Origin of the sequence: Streptomyces sp. NPDC087845 (assembly GCF_044742755.1) — a bacterium.
Lineage (GTDB): Bacteria > Actinomycetota > Actinomycetes > Streptomycetales > Streptomycetaceae > Streptomyces.
In genome coordinates this window covers 139,497-165,306 of sequence record NZ_JBIUVC010000008.1, presented here as the reverse complement: position 1 = coordinate 165,306, position 25,810 = coordinate 139,497, and the positions used below count along the sequence as shown (strand labels likewise).

General features: G+C 70.2%; 17 protein-coding genes and 1 pseudogene. 7 read left to right on the top strand and 11 right to left on the bottom strand.

What is annotated here, in order from left to right; genetic code table 11:
* Positions 1-56: 56 nt before the first annotated feature.
* Complete coding sequence (locus ACIOMQ_RS21710) at positions 57-1,298, bottom strand: SpoIIE family protein phosphatase (protein ID WP_362202351.1); 1,242 nt, start codon at positions 1,296-1,298, stop codon at positions 57-59.
* Positions 1,299-1,666: 368 nt separating this feature from the next.
* Between ACIOMQ_RS21710 and ACIOMQ_RS21705 the strand changes: the two genes are divergently transcribed.
* Complete coding sequence (locus tag ACIOMQ_RS21705; RefSeq protein WP_401265103.1) at positions 1,667-2,335, top strand: transglycosylase SLT domain-containing protein; 669 nt, start codon at positions 1,667-1,669, stop codon at positions 2,333-2,335.
* Positions 2,336-2,568: 233 nt separating this feature from the next.
* On the opposite strand, the gene ACIOMQ_RS21700 is transcribed toward ACIOMQ_RS21705, so the two are convergent.
* Entirely contained in the window at positions 2,569-4,998 is a 2,430-nt protein-coding gene (locus tag ACIOMQ_RS21700) for a glycoside hydrolase family 2 protein (protein WP_402189889.1), read from the bottom strand.
* A 758-nt stretch (positions 4,999-5,756) separates the two neighbouring features.
* On the opposite strand from ACIOMQ_RS21700, the gene ACIOMQ_RS21695 reads away from it, so the two are divergent.
* The 5 genes from ACIOMQ_RS21695 (at position 5,757) to ACIOMQ_RS21675 (ending at position 16,713) form a co-directional block, all read left to right on the top strand.
* Positions 5,757-7,103: a discoidin domain-containing protein gene (locus ACIOMQ_RS21695; RefSeq protein WP_362202342.1), complete on the top strand. Its 1,347-nt coding sequence runs from the start codon at positions 5,757-5,759 to the stop codon at positions 7,101-7,103.
* Positions 7,103-8,404, top strand: a complete 1,302-nt coding sequence (locus ACIOMQ_RS21690) for an MFS transporter (protein WP_362202339.1) — start codon at positions 7,103-7,105, stop codon at positions 8,402-8,404. The genes ACIOMQ_RS21695 and ACIOMQ_RS21690 overlap by 1 nt, the downstream gene beginning before the upstream one ends.
* A complete protein-coding gene (locus ACIOMQ_RS21685; RefSeq protein WP_401754534.1) occupies positions 8,401-9,417 on the top strand; it encodes a TolB family protein in 1,017 nt (338 codons plus the stop codon). The genes ACIOMQ_RS21690 and ACIOMQ_RS21685 overlap by 4 nt, the downstream gene beginning before the upstream one ends.
* Before the next feature lie 589 nt (positions 9,418-10,006).
* On the top strand, positions 10,007-12,763 hold the full coding sequence (locus ACIOMQ_RS21680; RefSeq protein ID WP_402189886.1) for a hypothetical protein: 2,757 nt from the start codon (positions 10,007-10,009) through the stop codon (positions 12,761-12,763).
* A gap of 5 nt (positions 12,764-12,768) precedes the next feature.
* Entirely contained in the window at positions 12,769-16,713 is a 3,945-nt protein-coding gene (locus tag ACIOMQ_RS21675; RefSeq protein ID WP_401987439.1) for a hypothetical protein, read from the top strand.
* Positions 16,714-16,943: 230 nt separating this feature from the next.
* Here the strand turns inward: ACIOMQ_RS21675 and ACIOMQ_RS21670 are convergent, their stop codons facing one another.
* The 9 genes and pseudogenes from ACIOMQ_RS21670 to ACIOMQ_RS21630 all read right to left on the bottom strand — a co-directional run bounded on the left by ACIOMQ_RS21670 (position 16,944) and on the right by ACIOMQ_RS21630 (position 23,764).
* Positions 16,944-17,741: a hypothetical protein gene (locus tag ACIOMQ_RS21670; protein WP_401987441.1), complete on the bottom strand. Its 798-nt coding sequence runs from the start codon at positions 17,739-17,741 to the stop codon at positions 16,944-16,946.
* Between the two features lie 337 nt (positions 17,742-18,078).
* A pseudogene (locus tag ACIOMQ_RS21665) lies at positions 18,079-18,279 on the bottom strand (transposase); the annotation flags it as partial.
* Positions 18,280-18,556: 277 nt separating this feature from the next.
* Positions 18,557-18,883 (bottom strand): transposase, encoded by a 327-nt coding sequence (locus ACIOMQ_RS21660; protein WP_401754543.1) that lies wholly within the window; start codon positions 18,881-18,883, stop codon positions 18,557-18,559.
* Positions 18,855-19,463, bottom strand: coding sequence for a transposase (locus ACIOMQ_RS21655; RefSeq protein ID WP_401940995.1), 609 nt, complete (start codon positions 19,461-19,463; stop codon positions 18,855-18,857). The genes ACIOMQ_RS21660 and ACIOMQ_RS21655 overlap by 29 nt, the downstream gene beginning before the upstream one ends.
* A complete protein-coding gene (locus ACIOMQ_RS21650; RefSeq protein ID WP_362202321.1) occupies positions 19,451-19,678 on the bottom strand; it encodes a hypothetical protein in 228 nt (75 codons plus the stop codon). The genes ACIOMQ_RS21655 and ACIOMQ_RS21650 overlap by 13 nt, the downstream gene beginning before the upstream one ends.
* A 204-nt stretch (positions 19,679-19,882) precedes the next feature.
* Complete coding sequence (locus tag ACIOMQ_RS21645; RefSeq protein WP_402189884.1) at positions 19,883-20,827, bottom strand: S8 family peptidase; 945 nt, start codon at positions 20,825-20,827, stop codon at positions 19,883-19,885.
* Between the two features lie 15 nt (positions 20,828-20,842).
* The gene (locus ACIOMQ_RS21640; protein ID WP_401265079.1) at positions 20,843-21,148 is read right to left on the bottom strand and encodes a hypothetical protein; all 306 of its coding nucleotides are present in this window, start codon (positions 21,146-21,148) and stop codon (positions 20,843-20,845) included.
* A gap of 33 nt (positions 21,149-21,181) precedes the next feature.
* Positions 21,182-22,006, bottom strand: coding sequence for a hypothetical protein (locus tag ACIOMQ_RS21635; protein ID WP_401265076.1), 825 nt, complete (start codon positions 22,004-22,006; stop codon positions 21,182-21,184).
* Between the two features lie 492 nt (positions 22,007-22,498).
* Positions 22,499-23,764, bottom strand: coding sequence for a cytochrome P450 (locus ACIOMQ_RS21630; RefSeq protein ID WP_362202309.1), 1,266 nt, complete (start codon positions 23,762-23,764; stop codon positions 22,499-22,501).
* Between the two features lie 366 nt (positions 23,765-24,130).
* Here ACIOMQ_RS21630 and ACIOMQ_RS21625 point away from each other — a divergent pair, with 366 nt between their 5' ends.
* Positions 24,131-25,612, top strand: coding sequence for an alpha/beta hydrolase (locus ACIOMQ_RS21625; protein ID WP_402189881.1), 1,482 nt, complete (start codon positions 24,131-24,133; stop codon positions 25,610-25,612).
* Positions 25,613-25,810: the final 198 nt, after the last annotated feature.

Genomic DNA, 25,810 nt, shown 5'->3' with positions numbered 1-25,810 from the left:
GTCCGGGTGCGGCCTGCTCCCGCCGCCCGCCGCCCGCCGCCCGCGGGCGGCGGGTATCAGAGGCGGACGACGACCAGGGCGATGTCGTCACGTGCGCCGCCGCTGACGCCCAGACGGGCCAGCAGGGCGTCGGCGAGGCGTTCCGGGCTGAGGTGCCGGTAGTGGGACAGGGCTTCGGTCAGCCGGCCCAGACCCGTGTCGATGTCCTCGCCGCGGCGTTCGATGAGCCCATCGGTGTACAGGACCAGGGTGTCGCCCGGCGCGTAGGACACGGCGGCCCGGGGGCGGGAGGCGTGACGAGGGCGGGCGGCCAGGGGCGGGTCCGTGGCCCGGTCCAGCAGATCGCAGCTGCCGTCGGGGCGCACCAGGACCGGCGGCGGGTGACCGGCGTCGCTGTAGGAGATCTCGCGGCCGACGGGGTCGATGACGGTCTGGACCGTGGTGGTGGCCAGCGCACCCTCCACGGACCGGGCATAGAGGTCCAGGACGTCCAGGGCCCTTTCGGGCCCGTCGACGGCTCTGACGGCGGCGCTCAGCGCGCTGCGGAGCATGCCCATGACCGCGGCGGCCGCCAGGCCGTGGCCGACGACGTCACCGACCGCGACGGCGAAGACGTCGTGGGGCAGGTCGACCAGGTCGTACCAGTCGCCGCACACGTTCAGCGTCCCGGTGGCGGGCAGATAGCGCACCGCGACGTTCCGGTGCCCGTCCAGGTCCGGTGAATGGAGCATCGCCTCCTGCAGGGTGACGGCGACCTGGCGTTCCCGCGCGTGGGCCTGGCGCAGTTTCTCGTTGAGCTGCTGGAGCTGCTGCGCACGGGCGTACAGCTCGGCCTCCATGGCCTGCCGCTGGCTGAGCGCGCCACCACCCGCGACCGGGCGGCCGGTATGGGACAGGACGAACGAGGTCACGTCCTCCACCCGGTGGATGATCCATGCCACCTGTCCGTCCGGCCCGAGCACGGGGGTGTTGATGGGGGACCACCACCGCTCCTCGAACTCCCCCGACCGGTCGGCGACGGGGATGTCGTATCTCAGCACCGCCATCGTGTCGGGCTCTTTCGAACCGAGGACCCGGCGCAGCGAGGCGTGCAGATTCCGCACCCCGTGGGCGTCCGGGGTCGCCGGGTTGTCGGGGAAGGCGTCGAAGAGGTACCGCCCGACCAGATCCTGCCTGCCGGTGCCGGTCGCCCGCAGATACGCCTCGTTGACGTCGACGATCACCAGGCCGGGGTCGAGCACCAGGTACGGGCTGGGCGTGGCCGTGAACACCCCCTTGTAATCGATCTGCGGTGTCACGGGTCCGCGCCGGCCTTCCGGTGGTCGAGGTGTTCTCGCCAATCTACGAAGCGCCCGGCGCCCCCGCCCGCCCTGATCCGCCATCCGCTGCCACCAGGGAGCGGACCGCGGTGGCCGCATGCGTATGCCGGCGGGTCGGGGGCCGCTGCGGTGCCCCGTTCGCGCGCCTCCGGAGCCCCGTTGAAACCTCCGACAGGGGCCCGAGGATGTGATGCCACCCATAGGAGCTGCATCACATCCTAATGACGGTAGTAGGACCGAGGGCGCCTCAGAGGCGATTAAAAGCCATTCAAACTCTCATTTCGGACATTTCTCCGTAGTCGGGTAGTACGTCACATAATTGCTTTCCCCTCGGCCCACCGCTAACCATGGCTGTCATCGCAGGGAGCAGTGACCGGGTCGGGCGGATTCGCCGGATCGGTTCGCTCGACCAGCAACAGCGGGGTTCACCTCCGCAGGCCGCCGCAACCGAGACCGGCCGGCAACACACGACATCCCCATTGGAGAGTTCCTTCCGTATGACCACGTACACGCAGACCCGCACCAGCCGCATCGCCCGCTTCCGCACGCTGTCCGTCGCCGGTATCGCCACCGTGGGCGCCGCGGCAGCAGCCCTCACGCTGACGTCGACATCCGCGCAGGCCGCCGAGGCGACATCGGTGGGCGCCTCCGTGGTCAAGGCTTCGGCGAACGGCAGCCAGGGTGCCAAGGGCTACGCCAACAACCTCGACGGCTGGATCAAGGAGTCGCTGGCCATCATGAAGGCCAAGGGCATCCCCGGCAGCTACGAGGGGCTGCACCGCAACATCATGCGCGAGTCGAGCGGCAACCCGAACGCGCAGAACAACTGGGACATCAACGCCCAGAAGGGCATACCGTCCAAGGGTCTGCTCCAGGTCATCCAGCCGACCTTCAGCGCGTACCACGTCGGTGGCACCGCGCACAACGTCACCGACCCCGTCGCCAACATCACCGCGGCCGCCAACTACGCCGCGCACCGCTACGGGTCGATCGACAACGTCAACTCCGCCTACTGAGTCGTAGGCACCGCTCCCGCCCCGCGGGTCAGGACCGGCATGGTCGGCAGCAACCGCCGACCATGCCGGTCCTCCGGCGTTCCGCCCAGGAACGCGGCCTTGCCGCGGAGCCGGCGCGCAGGGCATACCCACCCGCGTTCACCTGCGCCACTTCGGCGCCGAAGCCGTGCACGTCACCCTTGGAGACTCCGGTGCGGGCTGCGACCTCCTAGTGCCGTGACCGGCGGGGGTGCTCACGCGGGCTGCACGCAGAAGAGTGCCGCCCGGACCGTGTTGGCCCCCGCCCCGGCTGCCCCGTACACCCGGATGCGGGTCCGCTCGCCGGGCAGCAGGGTCACCAGACCGCAGTCCGCGCGGGCATCCGGCGCGATGCGGTCGGCCTGGAGCAGCAGGTCACGCACCAAGGTCTGTGCCGTCACCACGACGTCGACCGTGTCCCGGTCGCCGGTCACGGTTTCCACGGAGATCCCGAACCGTGGCTCCGGGTACGCGAACTCCCGGTCCCGCACGGCGAAGTGGAGGGCGCGCAGGCCCTCGGCGTCTGCCGCCAGGTACTCCTCGGCCGAGCCCGTGGCCGGGACGACGTCCTGCGGTACCGGAACGCGCAGCACCGTGCGCGGCGCCGCCGTCAGCTCCAGGCGGGTGCGGGCGGCGAGTGAGCCGTCGGCCCGCATCAGGCGGAGTGCGACGGCGGTGGTCCACGGCTCGGCGGACTGGTTGACCAGGGCGAGTACGGGGCCGGAGCTCTCCTCGCCGTCCGGCTGGAGGGTGAGGAGGCGGTCGGCGTAGACGCGGCGCAGCTCGTGGTGCAGTGGTTTGAGGCGGCCGTCGCCGTCGACGGCGGACCAGGAGCTGACGGGCCAGCAGTCGTTGAGCTGCCAGACGACGGTGCCCGCGCAGCGCGGCCAGTGCGCGCGCCAGTGCTCGATGCCGGTGGCCACGGCGCGGGCCTGGACGACCTGGGTGAGGTAGTGCCAGCGGTCGAAGTCGCCCTCGGGAAGGTCGAAGTGGCGGGCGACACCGCGGTTCAGCTTGCCGTTGCCGTCCCCGGCCTTCTGGTGGTGCAGCATGCCGGGGGAATCGGGGGCGAGGGTCTCACCGGGCAGGGCGCGGCGCAATGTGGCCATCGCCGGAGGCGCCTGCCAGCCGAACTCGGCGACGAACCGAGGTACGTTCGCGCGGTACTCGGTGTAGTCCTGCCGGTTCCACACCTCCCAGGAGTGGTGTGTGCCGTGGTCCGGATCGTTGGGGTGGTGGTCCCACGATCCGGACCAGGGGCTGCCCGCGGTATAGGGGCGGGTGGGGTCGAGTTCGGCGACCACGCGCGGCAGGAGTCCGAGGTAGTAGCCCTCGCCCCAGGAGTCGCCGGCGAGTTCGGGCTCCCAATCCCAGTCGCGGAAGCCCCACAGGTTCTCGTTGTTGCCGTTCCACAGGACCAGACTGGGGTGCGGCATGAGCCGCACGACGTTCTCGCGGGCCTCCGCCTCCACCTCGCCGCGCAGTGGCTGCTCCTCCGGGTAGGCGGAGCAGGCGAAGAGGAAGTCCTGCCAGACCATCAGGCCCAGCTCGTCGCAGGTGTCGTAGAAGGCGTCGTCCTCGTAGAGGCCGCCGCCCCACACGCGCACGAGATCGATATTGGCCTCGGCGGCCTGCCGCAGCCGGGTGCGGTAGCGCTCGGGGGAGATGCGGGAGGGCAGCACGTCGTCGGGGATCCAGTTGACACCGCGGACGAAGACGCGCACGCCATTGACCACGAAGGTGAAGCCGGTGCCGTGTGCGTCGGCGCCGCGGTCCAGCTCGACGGTGCGGAAGCCGACCCGTCGCTCCCAGGTGTCCAGAGCACGGTCGGGAACCGACTCGTCGAAGATGGTCAACGCCAGCTCGTACAGCGGCTGTTCGCCGTATCCGCGCGGCCACCACAGGGCCACGTCCGGGACGTCCAGCACCAGCACGCCACGGTCCCCGTCGATGGTCGCCCGAGCGGTCGCACCGGCCACCGACGCGTGCGCCACCAGGGGACGGCCGGCGCCCTGCCGGGTGCGCTCGACCTCGACGTGCAGTTCCACCCGCCCCGTCGTGCCCTCGACCGTCACCAGAGGGCGGACGCGGGCGATGCGCGCGGTCGACCAGTGCTCCAGGCGGACCGGCCGCCACATACCGGCGGTCACCACGGTCGGTCCCCAGTCCCAGCCGAAGCTGCATGCCATCTTGCGGATGTACTGGAAGGGTTCGGGATAGGCGTTCGGCCGCGTGCCGGTCGACTCCCGCACGGCGGTGGCCTCGTCGTAGGCCGAGGCGAACTCGGCGCGCAGCTCTCCGGTGCGGCCGGTGACGTCGAACCGGTAGGAGCGGTGCATGTTGCGGGTGCGTCCCAGCGTCTCCCCGGCGACATGGACGTGTGCCGAGGTGTCCAGCCCGTCAAAGACCAAGTCGGTGCGCTCGTGGGCCTGTTGGGTAGTCTCGGCAGGGTGGAGTTCGCGGGTGTATGTCCATGAGCGGCGTCCCACCCACGCGACTTCGTGCTCGTTCAGACCGATGTACGGGTCGGGAATGATCCCCGCGGCGAGCAGATCGGTGTGGACGCAGCCGGGGACGGCGGCGTCGAGCGACGCCCCGTCGTGGCTGAGGCTCCAGCCTTCGGTCAGCGGGGTGACGTCCTTCATGGTGCGGCTCCAATCGGCAGACACGGATGCCCGGATCGTGTACGACACGGGCCGACGTATCCCGGTTGTCAAATCGGTCTCTCAGGCATCTTTGATCAAGCGCCGACGGAAGTACACAGATGGCTGAGGGGCTCGTCCCGTGCCGGGCATGGCAGCAGGTGACGACGGTGCATCACGGGGAAATGGAGGCTCTGCCGGTTCATGTGTCGCCGTCATGGGCGCAGCCTTCGGACTGCCGCCGACGAGTGGCAGCGCAGAAGCGGACGGGCCATCGTCCGGGCGGCGACGGAACCGTTCCCCGACTCCGGCCACGACGGCACCTTATCGGCCCGGATCGCCGAGGCGGCCGAAGGGCCGGAGACCGCCCGTTCCAACAGTCCGCGACCGAGGCCGCCTTGTTCGAGGCGGTCGTCACCGAATGCTGGAAGGCCGAGGAGGAGGACTCCCACCCCGGGGCGCGATGCCACCGACCGCCGGCGCGCCCTGCGCCGACGCGGGCGGAGGCCGGCAACCGGATGCGACGGGTGTCGAACGTAAGGCGGATCAAAGGGAGTTGGGGGACTGGTAGGAAAGTTTACTGTTCGCTAGCATTCCGGGCGGCGGCTTGGCGCGGTGCCCCGTCCCCGTGGGCATGACGCGCTCAGTGAGAGCTCTGGCCCGGCCGCCATGACGCCGCCCTCTGCCCGTGCACGGGTCGGGGCCGGAGGTCACGCACCGATGCCCAGCTCTCGCCACCCCCCAAGGCCAGGAGTCCAGGGATGCACCTGAACGGCTCAACTCCGCTCCTCACGCCCACGCGGCGCCGTACGGTGGGCGTGGTCATCGCCGCCGTACTCCTCCTCATCGGCAGCCTGTTGCTCGTCTACCCCGAGCGGGCCGGCGCCGCCGCCGATCCCCTCATCTCGCGTGGCAAGACCGCCACCGCCTCCTCCGACGAAGAGTCCGGCCTCGGCCCGCAGAAGGCCTTCGACGGCGACCCCGCCACCCGCTGGGCGAGCGCCGAGGGCAAGGACCCGCAGTGGCTGCGCGTCGATCTCGGTGCGACCGCCGACGTCACGCGGGTGCAGCTGAGCTGGGAGGACGCCTACGCCAAGGCGTACCGGATCGAGATCTCCGCGGACGGCACCACCTGGACCCGGCTCGCCGACGAGTCCGCCGGGAACGGCGGTACCGACGACTGGTCCGGCCTCTCCGGCAAGGGCCGGTACCTGCGCGTGTACGGCACCGCGCGCGGCACCGCCTACGGCTACTCGCTGTACGAGGTCGAGGTGTACGGCACCTTCGACGGCGCACCCCCGCAGACCGGCGCCTTCACGGTGGTCGCCGCCGGTGACATCGCCGCCCAGTGCACCGCCTCCGACAGCGACTGCGCCCACCCCAAGACCGCCGCACTGGCCCAGAAGCTCAATCCGAAGTTCTACGTGACGATGGGCGACAACCAGTACGACGACGCCCGGATCGCCGACTACCGCGCCTACTACGACAAGACCTGGGGCGTCTTCAAGGACAAGACGCACCCGGTACCCGGAAACCACGAGACGTACGACCCTGCCGGGTCGCTGGCCGGCTACAAGGCGTACTACGGGGCGATCGCGTATCCCCAGGGCAAGAGCTACTACAGCTTCGACGAGGGCAATTGGCACTTCATCGCCCTCGACTCCAACTCCTTCGACCAGAGCGCCCAGATCGACTGGCTCAAGGCCGACCTCGCCAAGAACAGCAAGGCGTGCATCGCAGCCTTCTTTCACCACCCGCTGTACTCCTCGGGCGGGCACGGCAACGACCCGGTCAGCAGGCCGGTCTGGAAGATCCTGTACGGGGCCAAGGCAGACCTTGTGCTCAACGGGCACGACCACCACTACGAGCGGTTCGCCCCGCAGAACCCCGACGGGAAGGCCACCGCGGACGGTATCACCGAGATCATCGGCGGCATGGGCGGCGCCGAACCGTACCCCATCGAGAACGTCCAGCCCAACAGCCAGAAGCGGATCAGCGGTGAATACGGCGTCCTGAAGCTGGACTTCACCGACTCCGACTACACCTGGAGCTACGTCGGAACCGACGGCAAGACCAAGGACGCCGGCCCGAAGTACGCCTGCCACTGATGTACCTGGCGACCACAGGCCGCCGGGACGCGCCGGCCCCGCCCCGCACCGGCGGGGCGGGCCGGCGCATCCCCGGCACCGTCCTGGCACTCGGCACGGTCAGCCTCGTCACCGACATCTCCTCCGAGATGGTCACCGCGGTGCTGCCGCTCTACCTCGTCCTCGGACTCGGTCTCTCACCTCTCCAATTCGGATTCCTGGACGGCCTGTTCAACGGCGCCGCCTCCGTCGTGCGGCTGCTCGGCGGGCACGCCGCAGACCGCGGCCGCGGGCACAAACGGGTCGCCGGGATCGGCTACGGCCTGTCCGCCCTCTCCCGGCTCGGCCTGCTGCTCGCGGGCGGCGCCACCGCCGGGATCGCGGCCGCCCTCGCCACCGACCGGATCGGAAAGGGCATCCGCACGGCGCCCCGTGACGCGCTGATCACCCTGAGCAGCCCGCCCGAGGCGCTCGGCCGGTCCTTCGGCGTGCACCGGGCGATGGACACCACGGGCGCCCTGCTCGGCCCGCTCGCCGCGTTCGCCCTGCTCTGGGCGACCGCCGATGCCTACGACGCGGTGTTCGTCGTCAGCTTCTGCGTCGGCCTGCTCGGGGTGCTGCTCCTCGTCATGTACGTTCCCGGACAGCACCGACCGGCACCGGCCGAGAAGACAACGCCTCCTGAGCGCAAGGTACTCGGAGCACTCCGCGACCCCGCCTTCCGGCGGATTCTCGGAGCCGCCGCCCTGCTCGGAGCCGCCACCGTCGGTGACGCCTTCGTCTACCTCCTGCTCCAGCGCCGCCTCGACCTCCCCGTCGGCTGGTTCCCGCTGCTCCCGCTCGGCGCGGCGGCGTCCTACCTGCTGCTCGCGGTCCCGGCGGGGCGCGTTGCGGACCGGGTCGGCCGACGGCTGCCGTTCCTGTACGGACATGTCGCGCTGCTCGGCGTGTACGCCACGCTCCTCGCCCCGGCCGGCGGCCCGGCCCTGCTTCTCCTGGTGCCCGTCCTCGTGCTGCTCGGCATCTTCTACGCCACCACCGACGGGGTGCTGATGGCCCTCGCCGGACCCGTGCTGCCCGCCGACGGCAGAGCGGGCGGGCTCGCCCTGCTCCAGACCGGCCAGGCGCTGGCCCGGATGCTCGCCGCGGCGGGCTTCGGCGCCGCGTGGACGGCGTGGGGGCCGAGCCCCGCGCTGTGGGCGGCGATAGCGGCCCTGCTCGCCGCGCTCGTGGGCGGCTGGGCGCTGCTGCCGCGCAACCCGTCAGCCACCCCGACCCCCGAGGGGCGGGAAGCAAGGATCCCCGAGAGGCGGACCACATGAGTGCAAGGTTCCCGAGACCCGCCACCCCGCTGGGCCCGCGCGCCCGCATCGCCGTCGTGGTGGCCGCGGTGCTGCTCCTCGCGGGAGGCTCGGTCGGGTACGTCCTGCACGCGCAGCACCGGTCGGAGGGCCAACGGGGCGCGGCCGACGCCTCGTTCACCCTCACCGGACCCGCGCTGTACTTCCGGGACACGGCCACGGGACGCGTCGCCCATCAGCCGCTCGCCGGAACTCCCGGCACCCGCACCGGCGGTGGTCCCTCCTGCGACCGGTTCTACGCCTCCGGTGACAGCGCACTCTGCCTGCGCGCCAAACCCGGGGTGCTGCCGAAGACGTACGCGGTCGTTCTCGACCGGCGGTTGCGCGAGACACGCCGGATCACGGTGCCGGGCGTGCCCACCCGCGCGCGCGTCTCCGCCTCCGGGCGGATGCTCTCCTGGACGGTGTTCGCCACCGGTGACTCGTACGCCACCACCTCCTTCTCCACGCGGACCGCCATCCTCGACCTGCGCACCGGCTACCTCATCAAATCCATCGAGGACATCCCCCTCACCATCGACGGCGCCCGCTACCACGCCCCCGACGTCAACTACTGGGGAGTGACCTTCGCCCGTGACGACAACCGCTTCTACGCGACCGTCTCCACCAAGGGCCGCACGTACCTCGTCGAGGGGAACATGCGCGACTGGTCGGCGAAGGTGCTGCGGCAGAACGCCGAGTGTCCGTCCCTGTCGCCCGACAACACCCGGATCGCCTTCAAGAAGAAGGTCTCCGACGACCCGGCCGCGCCCTGGCGGCTGTACGTCCTGGACCTGAGGTCCATGCGCGAGACGCCGCTCGCCGAGACCCGCAGCGTCGACGACCAGGCAGCCTGGCTGAACGACGGCACGGTCGCCTACGCGCTGCCGGGTGCGGCCGGGCGGGCGAGCGACATCTGGACCGTTCCCGCGGACGGCACCGGGTCACCCCGCCTGGCCGTGGTGGGCGGCTCGTCGCCGGTGGTGGTCGGCTGAGTGTCCTGGTCCGCCACCGGCCCGCACGAAGACCGGGTGACACCTCTCGCCCCGGGAGCCGACCAGGCGCTGCGCCGCCCCGTGCAGCAGCAGCCGTGTCGCTCCGCCTGCCGGTCGAGCCGCATCGCAGACAGATCGGCGATGCGGCCGAAGTAGCCGCCTGGCCAAGGGAGTTCGGACCAGCAGTCTCCGGTACGAGGGCATGCCCGCCCGTCCCGTCGGTGGGGTGCCGGCCCCGGCCGTTCAGCAGAATCCCACCGATTGCTCCGGGAGCATTCACAGCGCCGCCGGAGGCAGTTGACCGGGTGGGCCGGCTCGACCGGGCCCTCGGCGCGGCCGGCTTGCGGCCCACGGGACATCCATGCCGCCGCTCTTCCGGGACCACCCGCGACGGCCGAGTGCCACTCGGTGACGAGGCGGGTGACATCCCTGATCACGCCGGGACGGTGTCGGTGCGGGTGCCCCGGTGGCACGGTCACAGGGCGGATGAAAGAATCATATGTGGGGCGAATGCCATGGAGACCCAAGGGAGCTGGTGCACATGTGCGCCGCCTCGTCCACGCCCATGGACGGTCAGACCATCACGCTCATGCGCCGAGAAGACATGGTGGTCCTCGACTTCACCTTCGCCGGTCTCGATCGCACCGCCACCGCCGGGTCGGTGGTCCTCGTCCCCAGCACCCCCGGTCTGCCGGGCTCCCTCACCGTCCATTTCCCTTCGCAGGCCGTCCTTGAGGAGGCCACGACGCCCGCCGCCTCCTCGACCGGGACGAAGGAGGTGCGGTACGCGGACGAGAGCCGGGTCACCTTCCAGGTGCCGGCGGGTTCGTCCGTGCCGCTCACCGTCGCCGGCCTGCTGGGCTGGGCGGGGCTGCCGATGTCCCGGAACGACACCTCCCTCGAATGCGTGTGGGGTCTCTTCCTCAGTCCCACCACCGATGTGACCTGGACCCATGGCACGTATCCCGTGACGGGCTCCACCGGGGCCACCGGTCTGTGGCACACCCGCCTCACCTCCCCGGACGCGCCCGTGTCCCTGGGCTCCGCAGGCCCCGCCCGCACCGAAGACCCCTTCCTCAGCTCACTGACGGCGATCCACCGGCAGCAGATCACCGCGGCCACCGCCGGCAGACCTGTCTTCGCCGACGGACTGGCCCTCAGCGCCCTCGGGGCCGACGTCGACCTGGTGGGCAACTGGGCGGACTTCCCGGCGCTCGGCGTGACCGCCTACCGCCACCGTTCGGTCGGCGGCCGCGACATCGTCGTCCAGGTGCTGGAGCGCGGCTATCTGCTCCCCTTCGGCTTCCCGGTGCAGGTCGCGACCCGCACCGAGCGGCATCTCGACCTCGGCCTGGTGCAGGTGGTCCGACTGACCGTGCTGCAGCCCGAGATCACCTACGACGGCGTCGCGACCCTCCCGCACGAGAGCCGGGCCTTCCCCTTCGTGAAGATGCGGCTGAACAGCCCCCTGGAAGCGGAGGCCGGCAACACCGAGGAACCTCTCGCCGGGGTCGGCTACTGGGTGCACGCGGCCGACCAGCCCGACCAGCGGCTGCTCTTCGACCTCACCGCCACCGACCGGCTCGGACACCAGGTCGGCCTCACCTCGCCGCTCGTCTTCGTCCGGGGCGACGCCGCCTACGGCGGGCTGGCCGGGGCGCTCGTGGAGTACGAGGCCAAGTCCAAGGACATCGAGGTGCCCGCCACCGGGCACCTCGAACTCGCCCCGGTACAGGGGACGAACACGGAGTCGTCCAGCGTGGACGTGGCCGCCCTGCGCGTCGGGGCCGAGCCCTCGACCGCGTCTCCGGCCTCCCTCCAGCAGGCGGGCCGCTTGGCCGCTCACCCCCGGCTGCTGGCCGTCGAAGCCCGTATCCCCGCCCTGGACGCCCTCACCGCCCCCAGCCCCACCGCATCGGCAGCCCCGGCGGGTGTCACGGGAGCGGTGCGGCGGCTGGAGCTGGACGCCGACTACGTCAGCCAGGGCCTGGCCGCCACCCACCAGGTGTACGCCCGCCTCCCGGTGCCCGCCGACTTCGCCCCGCCGCCCACCGCCTCCGGCGGGATCGCCTCGCTGGCACTGCCGGTGTCGGGCCTGTCCAGCACGGCGGGCCTGATCGGCGGGAACCTCCAGACGTTCAAGTCCGGGCAGTTCAACCCGGCCGACTACTTCTCTCCGCCCACCGCCGGCAGCCTCGTCCCCACCCGCCTGCTCGGCGTCCTGGACCTGACCGAGCTGATTCCCCCCACCACGGTCGGCGCCGGCGACGGCACGGATGCCCCCCGCACGGTCACCACGGTGATCCGCCCGCCGGGCGGCCTTCAGCCGCCCACGGCCGTACAGACAGAACTGTCCTGGCGGCCCAAGGTGAACGTGGGCACCTTCGGACCGCTGCAGACGACGAGCGCAACCACACTCGACCTTCACAGCACCACCGTCGTACGGTTCGACGGCACCCCGCCGCAGGCCGAGGTCCGCGGCGAACTGCGCTCCTTCACCCTGTCGTTCGCCGGAATCCTGGACATCGGCTTCGACCGCATGGCCTTCACCGGCAAACCCGGCACGTCCCCCTCCCTCGACGTCAAGGTCGGCAAGGTCGGCTTCTCCGGAGACCTGCGCTTCCTGGACCGCCTGCGCGAATACCTGCCGTCGCCACCCACCGGGCCACGGGTGAAAGCGGACGCCTCCGGCGTCGAAGTCGGCTACGGTCTGGCCGTTCCCACCATCGGCGCGGGCGTCTTCCTGCTCCAGAACCTTGCGCTGTCGAGCACCGTCGTCCTCCCCTTCGACGGATCTCCGGTCCGAGCGACCTTCGCCGTCTCCTCGCGTGACCAGCCCTTCCTCGTCACCGTCTCCCTCTTCGGCGGCGGCGGGTTCTTCTCGATCACCGTCGAGTCCGGACATGTCGTCGCCCTGGAAGCCCAGTTGGAGTTCGGCGCCGCGGCCGCCCTGAACCTGGGTGTGGCCAGCGGTTCGGTGGCCGTCACCGCCGGTGCCTACATCAGCATCGAGGACGGCAAGTCCAAGCTGCGCGGCTTCTTCCGGGCCGTGGGCGCGCTGGACGTCCTCGGCATCGTCAGCGTCTCCGTCGAGTTCTATCTCGCCCTGGAGACCCGGGAGGTCCCCAAGGACCCGGCCGTGCCGGGCGGGCCCACCCGCCAGGAGATCCACGGCACGGCCGCCGTGACGGTGCGGGTGCGGGTCGCCTTCTTCTCCCAGTCGGTCACCCTCTCCGTGGAGCGCTCCTTCGGTGGCGGCGGAGACCCGACGTACCCGGACGCGTTCCCCACCGCGACGATGTGGCAGGACCGCTGCGCGGCATTCGCGGCCATGGAAGACGTGTGATCGGCATGATCAAACAGACCATCGTGTGGACGCTGCTGCCGGACCCGGCAGCCGAACCGACCGCGGTCGGCACCGTACCGCTGTCGCTCGTCCTCAGTATCCGGCTGTCCAACGACGAGGGAGACCCGCCGGGTACCGCCGTCCTTCCTCTCTCCCGTTACACGGACATCGCCGCCTGGCCGAACTTCGCCTTCACCCTCTCCGTCATCGTCAAGAAGCCGGACGGCACCTCCGTCACGACGCCCGCCACCCTCCTCGGCGGCCCGCCCGACACCGCGCTGTGGTACGCGCTGTTCCCGGCCTCCATGCTCGTCCGCCCCTTCGTCTTCGACAGCAACCCGGCCGGGCAGCCCCTCCAGTCGTACCCCCACCTCCTGGTGGCGTACTCCCTGCGGGAGGAGTACGCCCGGTTGTTCACCACCGGCCCCGCACCGCGCTCCGGCACAGCCGGCGGACAGCAGGTCGCACCCCGCGACGGACACGTGACGCCGGACCGGTGGGCGGACATCGACCGGCTCACCCGTCTCGTCGGCGCGCGGGAGGGATCCGGGAGCGGCCCGTCCCCGTACGAGGCCCTCATGCGCAGCGGAGTCGTCGGCGACAGCGACGGACGAGACCCGGCCGGATGGACACGGCTGGCGGACTTCCACCGGCCCCTGACCCCCACCGCCGGGGAAGAGACGCGCATCGGGCACGGGACAACGCCCCAGAGCGAGTTCCACACCCTGCAGGCGGCCCTCGCCGACCACTCCGGCCTCGCTGTCCCCATCGGACTCATTCGCCGGATCAGCATCGCCCTGCCGGCGGGGCTCGAAGGCCCCGTCTCCCTCCAGGCCGTGCCGCAGCAGAGCACCTTCATCGAGAACTACCGCCCTCGCACCCGCTGCATCGCCCACGCCGGAACGCTGACCCTTGCCCGGGAGAACGGCACGGCGGGTGCGCTGTTCCTGCCCCTGGACGACACCACCGTCTACACCCCGTACGACTTCGACGTCGACGCGGGCGGGCTGGCGCTCCAGTCGTACGCGAACACTCTGCGCGGCCTGCCGCGCACCGAGGAGCCGCCGCCCGTACTCCAGCCCCCCGCTCTCCGCTCCGACGGCATCATCGTCGCGGAATCCGACCGTCAGATCTCCTTCCAGGCCCTGCTCGTCGAGGCCGCGAACATCGACGCGGACCTCGCGGCCGGCGGTGAGGGCGACGCGACCACCCTGCACGCGGGCAATGTGCAGCAGGGCATCCGCGTGGACGTCCTCGACCAGGGTTCCGGTCGCTGGTATCCGCTCTGCGCCCGCGTCGGCGCGTATCACGTCGACGGCTACACCGGCTCGCTGCCCATCGACGACGAGGGTACGCTCACCGACGCCGTCACCCGGGGCACCGACGCCCAGGGCAACCCCGTCATGCGGCTGGCGCAGGCGCTGTTCCGCTGGAACAACTGGAGCCTGGTCACCGAACCCTACGGACGCACCCTCGGCATCGACGGCCAACTGACCGATCCCGAGCCGCAGAAGGACCCCGACCTGCCTTACTCCTTCTCCGTCACGACCCCTGCGGGCTCCCTGCCGACCCTGCGCTACGGGCGCTCCTACCGGTTCCGGGCCCGCCTGGTCGACCTGGCGGGACGCGCCGTGCCCTTCACCGGCACCCCGGCACCGGACTCGGGAGAGCCCGCGACCGTGCCACTGACGTACGCCCGTTACGAGCCGGTGCCCGCACCCGTACTCGTACTCCGCCGCCCCGTCGACGCGGGGGAGTCACCCACCGACCTGGTCGTGCGCACCGACAACGCCGACCCCGCCGCGGTCGTCCCGGGAGACACCTGCGAACGCCATCTGCTGGCTCCCAAGGCGGCGGTGCTTCTGCTGGAGCGGCACGGCGTGCTCGACGCACCCGGCACCCATCGGCCCGACCCCGCCGTCCACAGCCTGCTGACCCAGTACGACGGCGGCAGGATCACGGGCACCCCGGACCCGGGCGCGGGCGGTAGCCCGTACCTCGACACCGATGCCATGAGCCTGCCCTGGCTGCCGGACCCGTTGTGCCGGGGCATCGCCCTTCACGGCGTGCCCGACACCCCCGAACTGCTCACCACCTGGCCCCCGGGCGGCAGTTGGTACCAGCGCCTCCCGATGCGGCTCGTCATCGAACCCGGTCCGCCCGGAACCACCCAGTCCACCGCCACCGTCGATCTCGCGGCCCGGGTCGTGCGGGTGACCCTGAGCCCCGCAGCGTCCTTCCCGGCCACCCTCAGCGCCCTGCTGAGCGCGGGCGACGAAGAAGTCCTCGGGCTGTGGCGATGGTTCGCCGAGTCCCCGGGCCGACCCGCCGACGAGATCGCGGCAGCCCGTGCCGCCGCCCTGTCCGGCAGCGTCGCCCAACTCACGCCCGCGACCGGCCTCACGATGGTGCACGCGGTCCGTTGCCCCGTCGACCCGCCCGGCTTCGGCGGTGTGCGGATCCTGCGCGAACCCGGCGAGACGGCGTACGCCGTCGACGACCCCGCGATGAGCGTCCACGGCGCCTCCACCCTCTCCGTGCACGCCGAGGCATGGTGGAACGAGATCGTCGACGACCTGTCACGCGACCAACTGACCACCACCCCGGCCCGAGCCGTTCTGCGCCCGGACGCGGACGGCCTCGGGGACCCGGGCGGACCACTCCTCACCGCCACTGCCTTCCGGGCGCGCCACGACCCCGGCGACACCCGGCACCGTGTCATCCAGTACACACCCGTCGGCACTTCGCGCTTCGTCCCCTACTTCACCCGGCGGAGCACGGTCACCCTCAGCGGAACCGCCCCCGCGGACGTCGCCGCCGCCTTTGTGCCCGGCACGGTCGTCGTCCGCGCGGCCGTCCCGCCGCTCACCCCGGACGGCACACCGGCCGCACCCGGAACCACCTACAGTCTCGAACGGGACGTCACCGTCGACGACGGCGCCGGCCAGGTCGCACGCGTCGACGGCGGCGCGATCCCGGACGGCGCGTCCGTGGACGTCGCCTTCGCCGTTCCGCCCGTCACGCGCTCCGGCACCACGTCGACGCTCCATGTACCCTCCACCGTCCGGCCGCCCGTGCCCGTGGTGCACTCGGCAGTGCCCGCGTTCGCCTGGCAGCAGACTCAGGCCGGTGGGGTGATCACCAGCATCCGCCAGGCCGGTACCGTCCGCGTCCACCTGCGACGGCCCTGGTACGCCTCGGGGGAGGGCGAACTCCTCGCCGTGCGCGTCCTGGACCCGGCAGCCCAGCCCGACCCGGCGGCGGGGGAGTGGGCCACGACCTGGGGCCGCGACCCGGTCCGCGACCCGGGGGACGCTCCGGTCCTCGACTTCCCCCGGCCCGCCGACCTGGTCCAGGCGATCGACGTGCCGCTGGCCCAGGGCCACGCGATGGGGTACCCGGTCGAGTACGACGCCGACCGGCAGCTGTGGTACGCGGACGTCCAGTTCGCCGGGCAGACCACCTACCAGCCCTTCGTGAACCTCAAGGTGATCCGGCTCCAGCCGGACTCCCTGCTGGATCCCGAGGATCTGCGGGCGTCCTCGACCGTGGACGCCGGATACGTACAGCTTCCCGCCTTCCGCCGCAGCAAGGTGACCGTCGGCGGCACGGTGATCGGATCCCCGGTCACGGTGACGGTCGTCGGCCCGGCTCCACCGCCCGGCAGGGACGGCCTCACCTCGGAGTTCAGCGTGGTCGTGCAGATCCGCAGCACCTCGCTGACCGACGACATCGGGTGGATCACCCTCGACACGTTCCCGCCCGTCACGATGGACCGCGACCCCATCGCCGGCGTCATCGGGATCTGGCGCAAGACCGTGCAGTTGCCGGCCGCGGTGGGCGACCGTGCGATGCGCGTGGTGATCCAGGAGTACGACGTACAGCCCGACAGCCCGGTCACGGGCCAGACCAGCCGCCGCATCTCGTTCCTGGACACGATCTCCATCTGATGTTTGAGGGGATCCCCATGTGACGGGCCGACAGGGCCGGCAGGTGTGGATTTGATGGGTTGACAGACATCCCATGAGTGCACGGTTGTCACCGGACCGGACTCCGGATCGCTGTGCCGGAATTCCTTATCGGCCATCTGCGGCTGCTCCATGGGTGATGTGCCTGGCAGTTCGGTGAGTGAATCGGGAGATGGGCACCCAGGCCGACGGACGAGCTCGTCCAGCGGGCCTCAGCGCCCCTCGGGAGCCGCGTCGGCGCGGAAGACGGGCAGGCCCTCGCGCAGCCGTGCGAAGAGCAGGCTGGCGTCGAACATCTCCTCGTCCTCATCCTCGTCCTCGTCGGCGGCGAAGACCTCGTCCACCAGGAACGCGCGCAGCTGCTCCTGCACGCCGTCCCCGTATCCCTGCTGGTAGTCGTCCAGGTCGAAGTAGAGGTCCGCCTCCACGGTCGCGATTGTCTGGTGGTCGTCCTCGATGACCAGGCGAGCGCGGATGGTGCCCGCGTGAAGCGTGCTGTCGTTGTAGTCGCCGTGGACGACGTCGGCCTCGATGTCGCCCATGACCAGCATCTCGCCGCTGGTGAGGACCCCCCGAGCCTTCACCGCGCCGCCGATCGCCACCACCGAGTAGGGGGCGCAGTCCGCCACCACACCTTCGGCCGTCACCGATCCGGTGACCACGAAGGGCGCGCCCACGCCCAGGTCGCCCTTGACCACCAGGTCGCCGTGGTGGAAGAACGGGGTGTCCACTTGCTGGTCGCCGATCAGGGTGCGGGTCGTTCCGGTGTCGCCGAGAGTTTTGGCGCACATCTCTGGGACGTACCCGAGCAGTTCGGGGTTGAGGGTGACACGCAGCTGGGCGACGAACTCCTGGTAGCTGTCGAGGTCCCACTCCACGAGACCGGCGAGCCAGCCGCTGTCGTCGGCCTCGAACGTGGCGGCCCGTTCGGCCCGCATCACCTCAACGGTCCGCCGGATCGCGGCCATATCGATGGGCAGCGGGGCGTCGCCGTTCTTGTTGTGTGCCATGGCGTTCGCCTTGTCTGTGATCAGGGAACGGACCGGTGTGGCCCGCCCGTCGGGGTCACCCGCACCAGCAGGGGTGCGAGCAGCAAAGACGTGAACCGCAGGCTACCGGCCCCGCTGCGAGCCGAGGCCGTCCGGGGGGGTGCGGCGGCAGGCAGGTGGCTGGGAGCGCTCTCGGCGGCTCTGGAGGGAGCTTCACACGCGCCGTCCCGCGCGGGCATCCGTAGAAACCCTCAATGCGGTACTGAAGCCGGGCTGTGCAGGTCCACCGGCAATTGGCGTCATCGGCGTGACCGGAACGCCAGAACCCCAGTACCTCTCCAGGGAAAGCACGCACATGACCATCAGGCCGTTTGCGTTGGTAGTACGCCTTCGTTGCCGGGCAGCTCTTCAGGCTCGACAGCGAGGAGAGGTAGAAGGCGCTGAGCAGGCCGCGGTGGAACCGGCGTGGTCGGCGCAGGTTGCCGCTGACGCGGCCGGAGTCGCGTGGTGCCGGTGCCAGGCCGGCGTAGCCGGCGAGCCGGTCGGCGATGACGAAGGCGTCCTTGGCGTCTGTCTTGCCCTCGCCCCGGTAGGAGGCCGAGGCACGGTGCGTGGTGGGGCACGGCCACCTCCGCCGGCTCGTCGCTCTGCCTCTGCCCGGCAGACGACCTCGCCGACGTTGCTCTGCACAGCGATCGAGTCGCATCTTCCAATTGGCGGTCGAGTCGTCGCGGGGCTCCGGGCGGCCAAGCCTTTCCAGCCATCGGACGGCTACACCGTGACAGCCATACCCAGAGTCCCTGGGTCCCGCTGATCTTACGAATGACCAGTTCGAATCACAGGGCGGCGTTGAATTCGATACCGCGGGCGCGTTGCTGCTCGTAGTAGGCCCTGGCGCCGGAGGAGACCCGCAGCGCGGAGAAGGCCTGGGCGATCAGGGCATCGATGAGCCGGTCGTTGCGAACGAACCGCGCGGTCACGACCTTCTTCTTACCGGAGGCGCGGGTGATCGGGCTGGTGCCGGTGTAGTTCTTGCGGGCCTTGGCGCTGGCGTAACGGTGAGGGTCGTCGCCGAATTCCGCGAGTACCCGGGCGCTGAGCATTGGTCCCAGTCCGGGCTGGGAGCGGATGATCTCAGCGTCTGGATGCCGGCCAGAAGGCATCGACCTGCCCGTGCAGGAAGTTGACCTGCTCGTTCAGAGTGACCAGCATCGCGACGAGCGCGCGTACGGAGACAGCGTAGGCCGCAGTCACAGCGGGGGGCCGGCTCAGGTGCTTGGCGCGCAGTACGGCCTGGATCTTGGTGGTCTTGTCGGGAATGTTGCGTCGGCGGGCGCACTTGAGAGCCGCACTGATCTGTGTGGTCGTCAGCTTCGCAGCGGCCACCGGCTCAGGTGCCTTGGCCAGTAGTTCAAGGGTGTCTGGGGCGTCCAGGTCGTCGAACGCCAGCAGGGCGGCGGGGAAGTAGTCGAGCAGGGCGTGCCGCAGCCGCTGCGTGGTGCGGGTGCGTTCCCAGACCAGGGTCTTATGGGCACGCGTCACGACCTTGACCGCTTCGGCGTCGGCGGTGTCTCCGGAGATCGGGCGGAGCTGGTGGGAATCGGCGCGCACCATGTCAGCGAGCATGTGCGCATCGGCCGCGTCACTCTTGGCCCCCGATACCGCCAGGCGTTCCCGGTACCGGGAGGCCTGCAGTGGATTGACCGCGTACACCGTGTAGCCAGCGGCGATCAGCGCCTGCACCCACGGGCCCGATCGGTCTCGATTCCGATCACGACCTCGGCCTTGCTGTCTTCGCCGAGTTCTGCACCGATCAACGAGTGCAACCGTTCAATTCCCGCCACGCCCTCCGGCAGCCGAGCCTTGGACAACCGACGGCCCGCGGCGTCCATCCACTCGACGTCGTGGCGGTCCTGGGCCCAGTCATCCCCAACGAACAGCAACTCGTCCTCCGTCATTGACCTCGATCGGCAGTAGCCCGCAGGAGAAAAAGAGTGCTCACCTGCTGGCGGCTACCAGGCACCGAGTCTGCCGGATGGCGCCTCGGTAGGTCCTATTAGGGCTGACAGGGCTGACAGGAGTGGCGAGCTGGGCGACTGAAGGACTGACAGAACTACTTCCCTCTGAGGTTCGGCCGAGCAGAACCGAATCCCGCTGAGCGCTCAGCGGGAATCGGTCGCTCTGAGCGCCGTCAGCGCGCGCCGGGCGGCTGCGGCGTCCAGCAGGGGCGGCACGACGGACCGGCGTACCAGGGGGCGCGTGACCGCGTATCGCACTTCGGCGGCCGACGCACGCGGGAACAGAGACCACAGCAGCGCCACCGTCCCGGTGACGAACGGCGCGGCGGCGCTGGTACCGCTCATGGTTGCCGTACCGCAGTCATCGGCCCCCGGCCCGGTCACTCCCAGGCCCTCTATGTTCTCGCCGGGTGCGCCCAGGCCGCGCCGCCCGATGCCCGGCCCGACGTTCGACGACGGCAGGGGCCGCCCCCGGCGGTCGTACGCCACCACCGGGATCCCGTACGGATGCCGCACGATGACGGAACCGCCGCCGACGAGCCCTTCGTTGCCCGCTGCCACGACCACGACCACCCCGAGACTCCCGGCCCGGTCGAGCGCGTCGACGAGCGCGGCGGGACTTCCGAGGTCCGCCCCTCCCGGTCCTTCGTGCGCTCTGTGCGGATCACGCAGGTGCGGGGCATGCAGTTCGCGCAGGGTGAGGCTCAGATTGACCACCCTGGCTCCGGCGTCGATGACCTCGTTCAGTCCGGTGGCGAGTTCGGAAAGCGCCGCAGGCGGTGCGTCGACCCCGGCCACCGGCCGCACGAGAAGGGTGCAGCCGGGGCAGATCCCCGGCGTGGCCGCCGAACGCCCGGCGGCCAGCATCCCGGCGACGAATGTCCCGTGCCGCCGTGCCCCGCTCCCGTGCTGTCGTGTCCCGCTGCTGCTTGAGGTTTCCCCCGCCGGTCCGAGGAGCCGCACCGGCTGCCCCACGAGATCCGGATGATCGAGCGCCACACCCCCGTCCACGAGACCGACCGCGATCTCCGGTTTCCCGGGCCCTCTCGCCATCAACGCCCGGAGCCGTACCTGGTCCAGTGGACGCATTGCCGGTGTCGACCGTCAGGGGCAGTAGCCGACGGTGGTCGGCTTGGACGAGGTGATGCTGCCGTCGTACTGACGGCACTTCTCGACAGCCACCTCGACACCGTCCGGATCGCACGAGTATTCCGTGTAGCAATAGGGCACGTAGGTGCACTCGGCGATATAACGTTGTGTGCACCGCTGTTGACAAGAATTCGGATCATATGCGTTCTTGCACTGCTCATAGCAGATCACATGCGCCTCCTGCTCGCAGTCTCCGTACGACGGTTGGGCGGGGAAAACGCCGTAGACACTGGATTCCGCGGTGAATTGGGGGATGCTCACCGATCTCACCTCTCCCGGAGGGTTTCAGCGGTATCAGAGGCTGGGTGCGAGACGGTTCCGCAGGAACGGATACATGTCCTGGGTGTCGACGAGAACGGAGAACTTGTCCGTCATATCGGTACGACGATCAGTGTACGAAACTGTGAATTCTATGACATGTCGGGTTTCGCCCACCGGGGACGGATGTACATCGATCGACGTCAGGGTGGAGTCATTAACAAATGACTCAAATGTCTTGATGTAAATGGCCGCATAGCGGCACGCCACATAGTTCGCGGCGCGGGATTCATGTGTCGCACCCGTGTTCTCGGCGATCTGAAGGATTTTCGTCAGCACTTCCTCCGTCGTTGCCTCGAACTGCTCGCTCGCCATGCCTTCCGGCTTCTCTATGGCATGTACGAGTGATGCGCGATCAAAGGAATACAATTGTTCAAATCGGGCTTCGGGGAGCGGCAAGCCATTGCATTCGTCCGGCTTCAAGATCGGCCCACGCACTCCGATCACCACATCGAGATCGAGGGGGCTCGGATTCGGCCGCAGTGCGTCGATCAGTTTGTCGAAGTCCTCTGAGTACCGGGGGGAGAGAACATACGCCTCCACCCCTTGTATCGACAATACGTAGGTCAACTGCCGGGCCAGATAGCGGTTCTCCGGGAGTGCCAGCGCCTCGCGCATCGCCTGACTGTCAGTGAGTCCCCTGGTCTCCGTCCGGCCGAGCGCCTGCGCGAACTCCTTCTCGATGCCTCGATTCGGAAACCGGCAGTCGATCTGCCCGATGGCATACACGAAGGGGGAGTGATCACACGGTTCCCGACCGCCGTCGACGAGTACGTCGTCTTCGCTCATTGAAGAACTCATGGATGGCTCCTGAATCCCCGTCAAGCGCTACCCGCGCCGCTTGGAAAAGGTGACCCACTGGTTCAGCTTCTGCGCCCGCAGCCCGCACCCCCCGCACGGCGCAACCCCCACGGCCTTCGCCGCCCGCGTCACCAGCTCCCCGAGCCCGATCTCGTCCTCCCGAACAAATCCAGGCAGGCGCACTTGATGTTCCGCCTTGCGTCGCTCCCCATGCTCCTCACCCATATAGCCCACTTTCCTCTCCTCCAACCCACCCTGCATCACGAATCTCCGCACACCGGTGACCACGAGGCGTGCGCACACTGACGCACAGGTGTGGCCGCCATCCGGTCACTCAGGGTGCAGTGGTGAGGGTGAACGAGTAGCGCGCGTTCGCTTCGTCCCGCCGGGAGCGAGTGCGCACCTGGCGGACGATGCCCGCCAGGCCGCTCGCCGTGGGCGCCACCGTCTGCCTCGGTCCTGGCCCACTCCACGGCCACGTGTGTTCCGGGGTTACAGGCGTACGGGGAGGGCTTTCAGATGCCAGTTGACAGGGTTGGTGCCGCGTTGCAGCTGCTTCGGATCGGTGGCGAGTTGCAGGTCGGGGAGGCGGTTGAGCAACGCGGTCAGGGCGACGGCGGTCTCCTCCTGGGCAAGGTGCGCGCCCAGACAGCGGTGGGCGCCGTGCCCGAATCCGAGGTGGGGTTCCCGGCCGCGGCGGGTGCGGCCGATGTCAAAGCGATCGGGGTCGGTGAAGGCCGCCGGGTCGCGGTTGGCGGCGGACACGATCGGAAGGACGGCTTCCCCGGCGCGTACCGGGGTGCTGCCCACGGTGGTGTCGCAGGTGGCGTAGCGGGGCAGCGCGCGCACGACGGGGCCGCAGTAGCGCATGAGTTCGTCGACGGCGTGCGGCATGAGGGTGGGGTCTTCCCGCAGCAGAGCGAGTTGGTCGGGGTGGGTGAGGAGTACTTCGGTGCCGTTGGCGATGAGGTTGACAGTGGTGATGTGTCCGGCGACGACGAGGTTGGCGATGAGTGAGACAAGCTCGTCGGTGCTCAATCGGTCGCGGTGGTGGGGGTCGAGCAGGTCCGAGATGAGATCGCTGCCGGGGTGGGTGGTGTGGCGGTCGATGAGGGTGCGGGCGTCGTCGACCATTCCGGCGAGTGCCTCGCCGAGTTCGCCACCGCAGACGCCGGCGGCCAGTGTGGCGCTCCTGGCCCGCCAGCGGTCGCGGTCGGCCTCGGGGACGGCGATGAGTTCGCAGATGACGGTGATGGGCAGCGGCCGGGCGAAGTGTTCGACGAGGTCGACGACGCCGTCTTCGGCGTGCTCTGGCAGGTGGTCGAGCAGTTGGGTGGCGATGGCGTCGATCCTGGGGCGCAGCGCGGCCACGCGGCGCGGGGAGAATGCGGCGGTGACCAGGCCGCGCAGACGGCGGTGGTCGGAGCCCTCTGCGTCGAAGATTCCGGCGCGCAGGTACTTCTCGTGCTCCGGGTGCATGCCGCGGGCCTGCCAGGTCTGCTCGGTGCGGTGGGCCACCGGCGCGCCGGGGACGGTCGCGGCGTCAATGGTGAAGCGAGGGTCGCTCATGATCGTACGGATGTCGTCGTGGCGGGTGGCCACCCACATGGGGTCGACGCCTTGTACGTGCCCGCGCACCATCTGCTCGCGTTCGCGGACGTGCGCGTAGGAGGTGAACGGATCGCGGACCAGCTCCTGATCGGCCAGGTCCAGCAGTCCGTCGTCGGCTTCGGTGGTGTCCTGCTTCTCCACGGTCATGTCGGGATGCCCCTCACCGGTAGTTGCTCGGTGGCGGCATCATGACACCCGGATCGCACTGCGCGTCCCTCGACGGACGCCAATCCACCTGGACGAGCGCATTCTCCGCGGGCATGTCACCACCAGTTCTCGCCGCTGAACCCACGCCCGACGCGGCCGTCTCCGCCCCGGGCGTGCAGGGGACGACCACGGGAAGGGCGTCTTGTCCTGGCGAGGGTGTGGGCAAGTCGCGGCAGACAGGGGGGAGTCGAGCCTGCCCCGGGCGCGCGAGGGACGACCTCCCTCTCCTCCTTGTTACGTTCTCACCATGTGCCCATGGAGGCGCCGTCATACGGGGTCGAAACAGTGACGGGCATGAATACGAGCATGCGTGTGAACACGAACCCGAACACGAGACGGCGGGTCGTCTCCGTACTCCTGGCCCTGTCGGCCTCCGCCCTGGTCGTCCCCGGCGCGGCGACTGCCCAGGAGCTGGCCGACACCATGGCCCCTCCCGCACCGATCAGTTGGGGTGCCTGCCCCAAGGCCGAGCCGCCCTACCCCGACCCCAGCCCGAAGGCGCAGTGCGCGACGGTCGAGGTGCCGCTGGACTGGTCGAGGCCGAAGGGCCCGAAGATCGGCATCTTCGTCGCCCGTTACCGGGCCACCGACCCCGCGCGGCGGATCGGCGTCCTGATGTCGAACCCGGGCGGCCCCGGGGCGGCCGGGGCCGACGACGCGCTGTACGCGGACGACCCCATAGGGGGCTACTCCCCGGCCATGCTCCAGCGCTTCGACATGATCGGCTTCGACCCGCGCGGCATCGGCCGCAGCCAGAACGCCGACTGCGACGAGACGATCACCGGCTCGATCCCGGCCCGCCCCCGCAACGCGGCCGAGTTCGAGCGACTGAGCACCCTGAACGGCCGACTGGCGGACAGCTGTCTGAAGCAGACAGGCCCCCTCGCCGCCCACATGGACGGCGAGAGCGTGGCCCGCGACATGGACGCGATCCGTGCCGCCCTCGGCGAACGCAGGATCAGCTTCCTCGGCCACTCCTACGGCACATTCCTCGGCGAGCGTTACGCGCGCCTGTTCCCGGACAATCTCCGCGCGCTGGCCCTCGACAGCGCCATGGACCCGGACCGGCCGGATGCCGAGCGCTACCTCACCGACGGCAGCGTCACCATCGACAGCGCCCTGAAGCGGCTCGCGACCTGGTGCGAGAAGGACGCGGCCTGCGCGCTGCACGGCCAAGACCTGACGGCTGTCACCGACGAGCTCTTCGCCCGAGCCGACGCGGGCAGACTCCGCGAGCCGGGCCCGGGCGGACCGACGCGAACCAAGGTCGATGCCGACAGGCTGTCCGACTTCCTCACCTTCGCACTCGGCAAATGGAATCCGGAGGAGGCGGCGCGGCAACTGGCCGCCCTGCACACCGGAAAGGGCGAGGTCTACTGGGTCCCGACCGGCATCGGCAGCGACTCACAGCTCGTGCTGTGCCGGGACTACGACTTCCGGATCCGCGACTACGCCCAGTACCGGGCCATCCGCGAGCGGGTCGCCAAGGCCGCCCCACACGTCCGTTACAACGCCCAGGCACTGGACACCGTCCTCGGCTGCCAGGGCTGGACCATGTCGCCCAAGTCCCAGCCCGCCCAGGCGAAGGGCGACCTCCCGCCCGTCCTCGTGGCCAACGCCACCCACGACATGGCGACCCCCCTGCCGGGCGCGCAGCGTATGGCGAGGGCCTTCCCGAAGGCGTCCCTGTTCACGATGGACGTCGTGGGCCACTGGCTCTACCGCAGAGGTGGGACGGAGGAAGCGATGCGAGTGATCGACGCCTACCTGACCAGTCCGAAGGACTGAGCCGAAAAGATCGGGGCCCGGGGCGGGGCGGCTACGCCATACGCCCGGTCGGAGACCATTCCGGCGACGTGTCGCCGGCGGAGGCGATGGCGAGCTCCAGCAAGTCGCCGTCGCCGCCGACCGTCTGCTCACCCAGGAACTGGGGCTGCGACAGACCGTCACCGGAGGCCGCCAGCTCGCGGCCGGGACGGCCTGGGC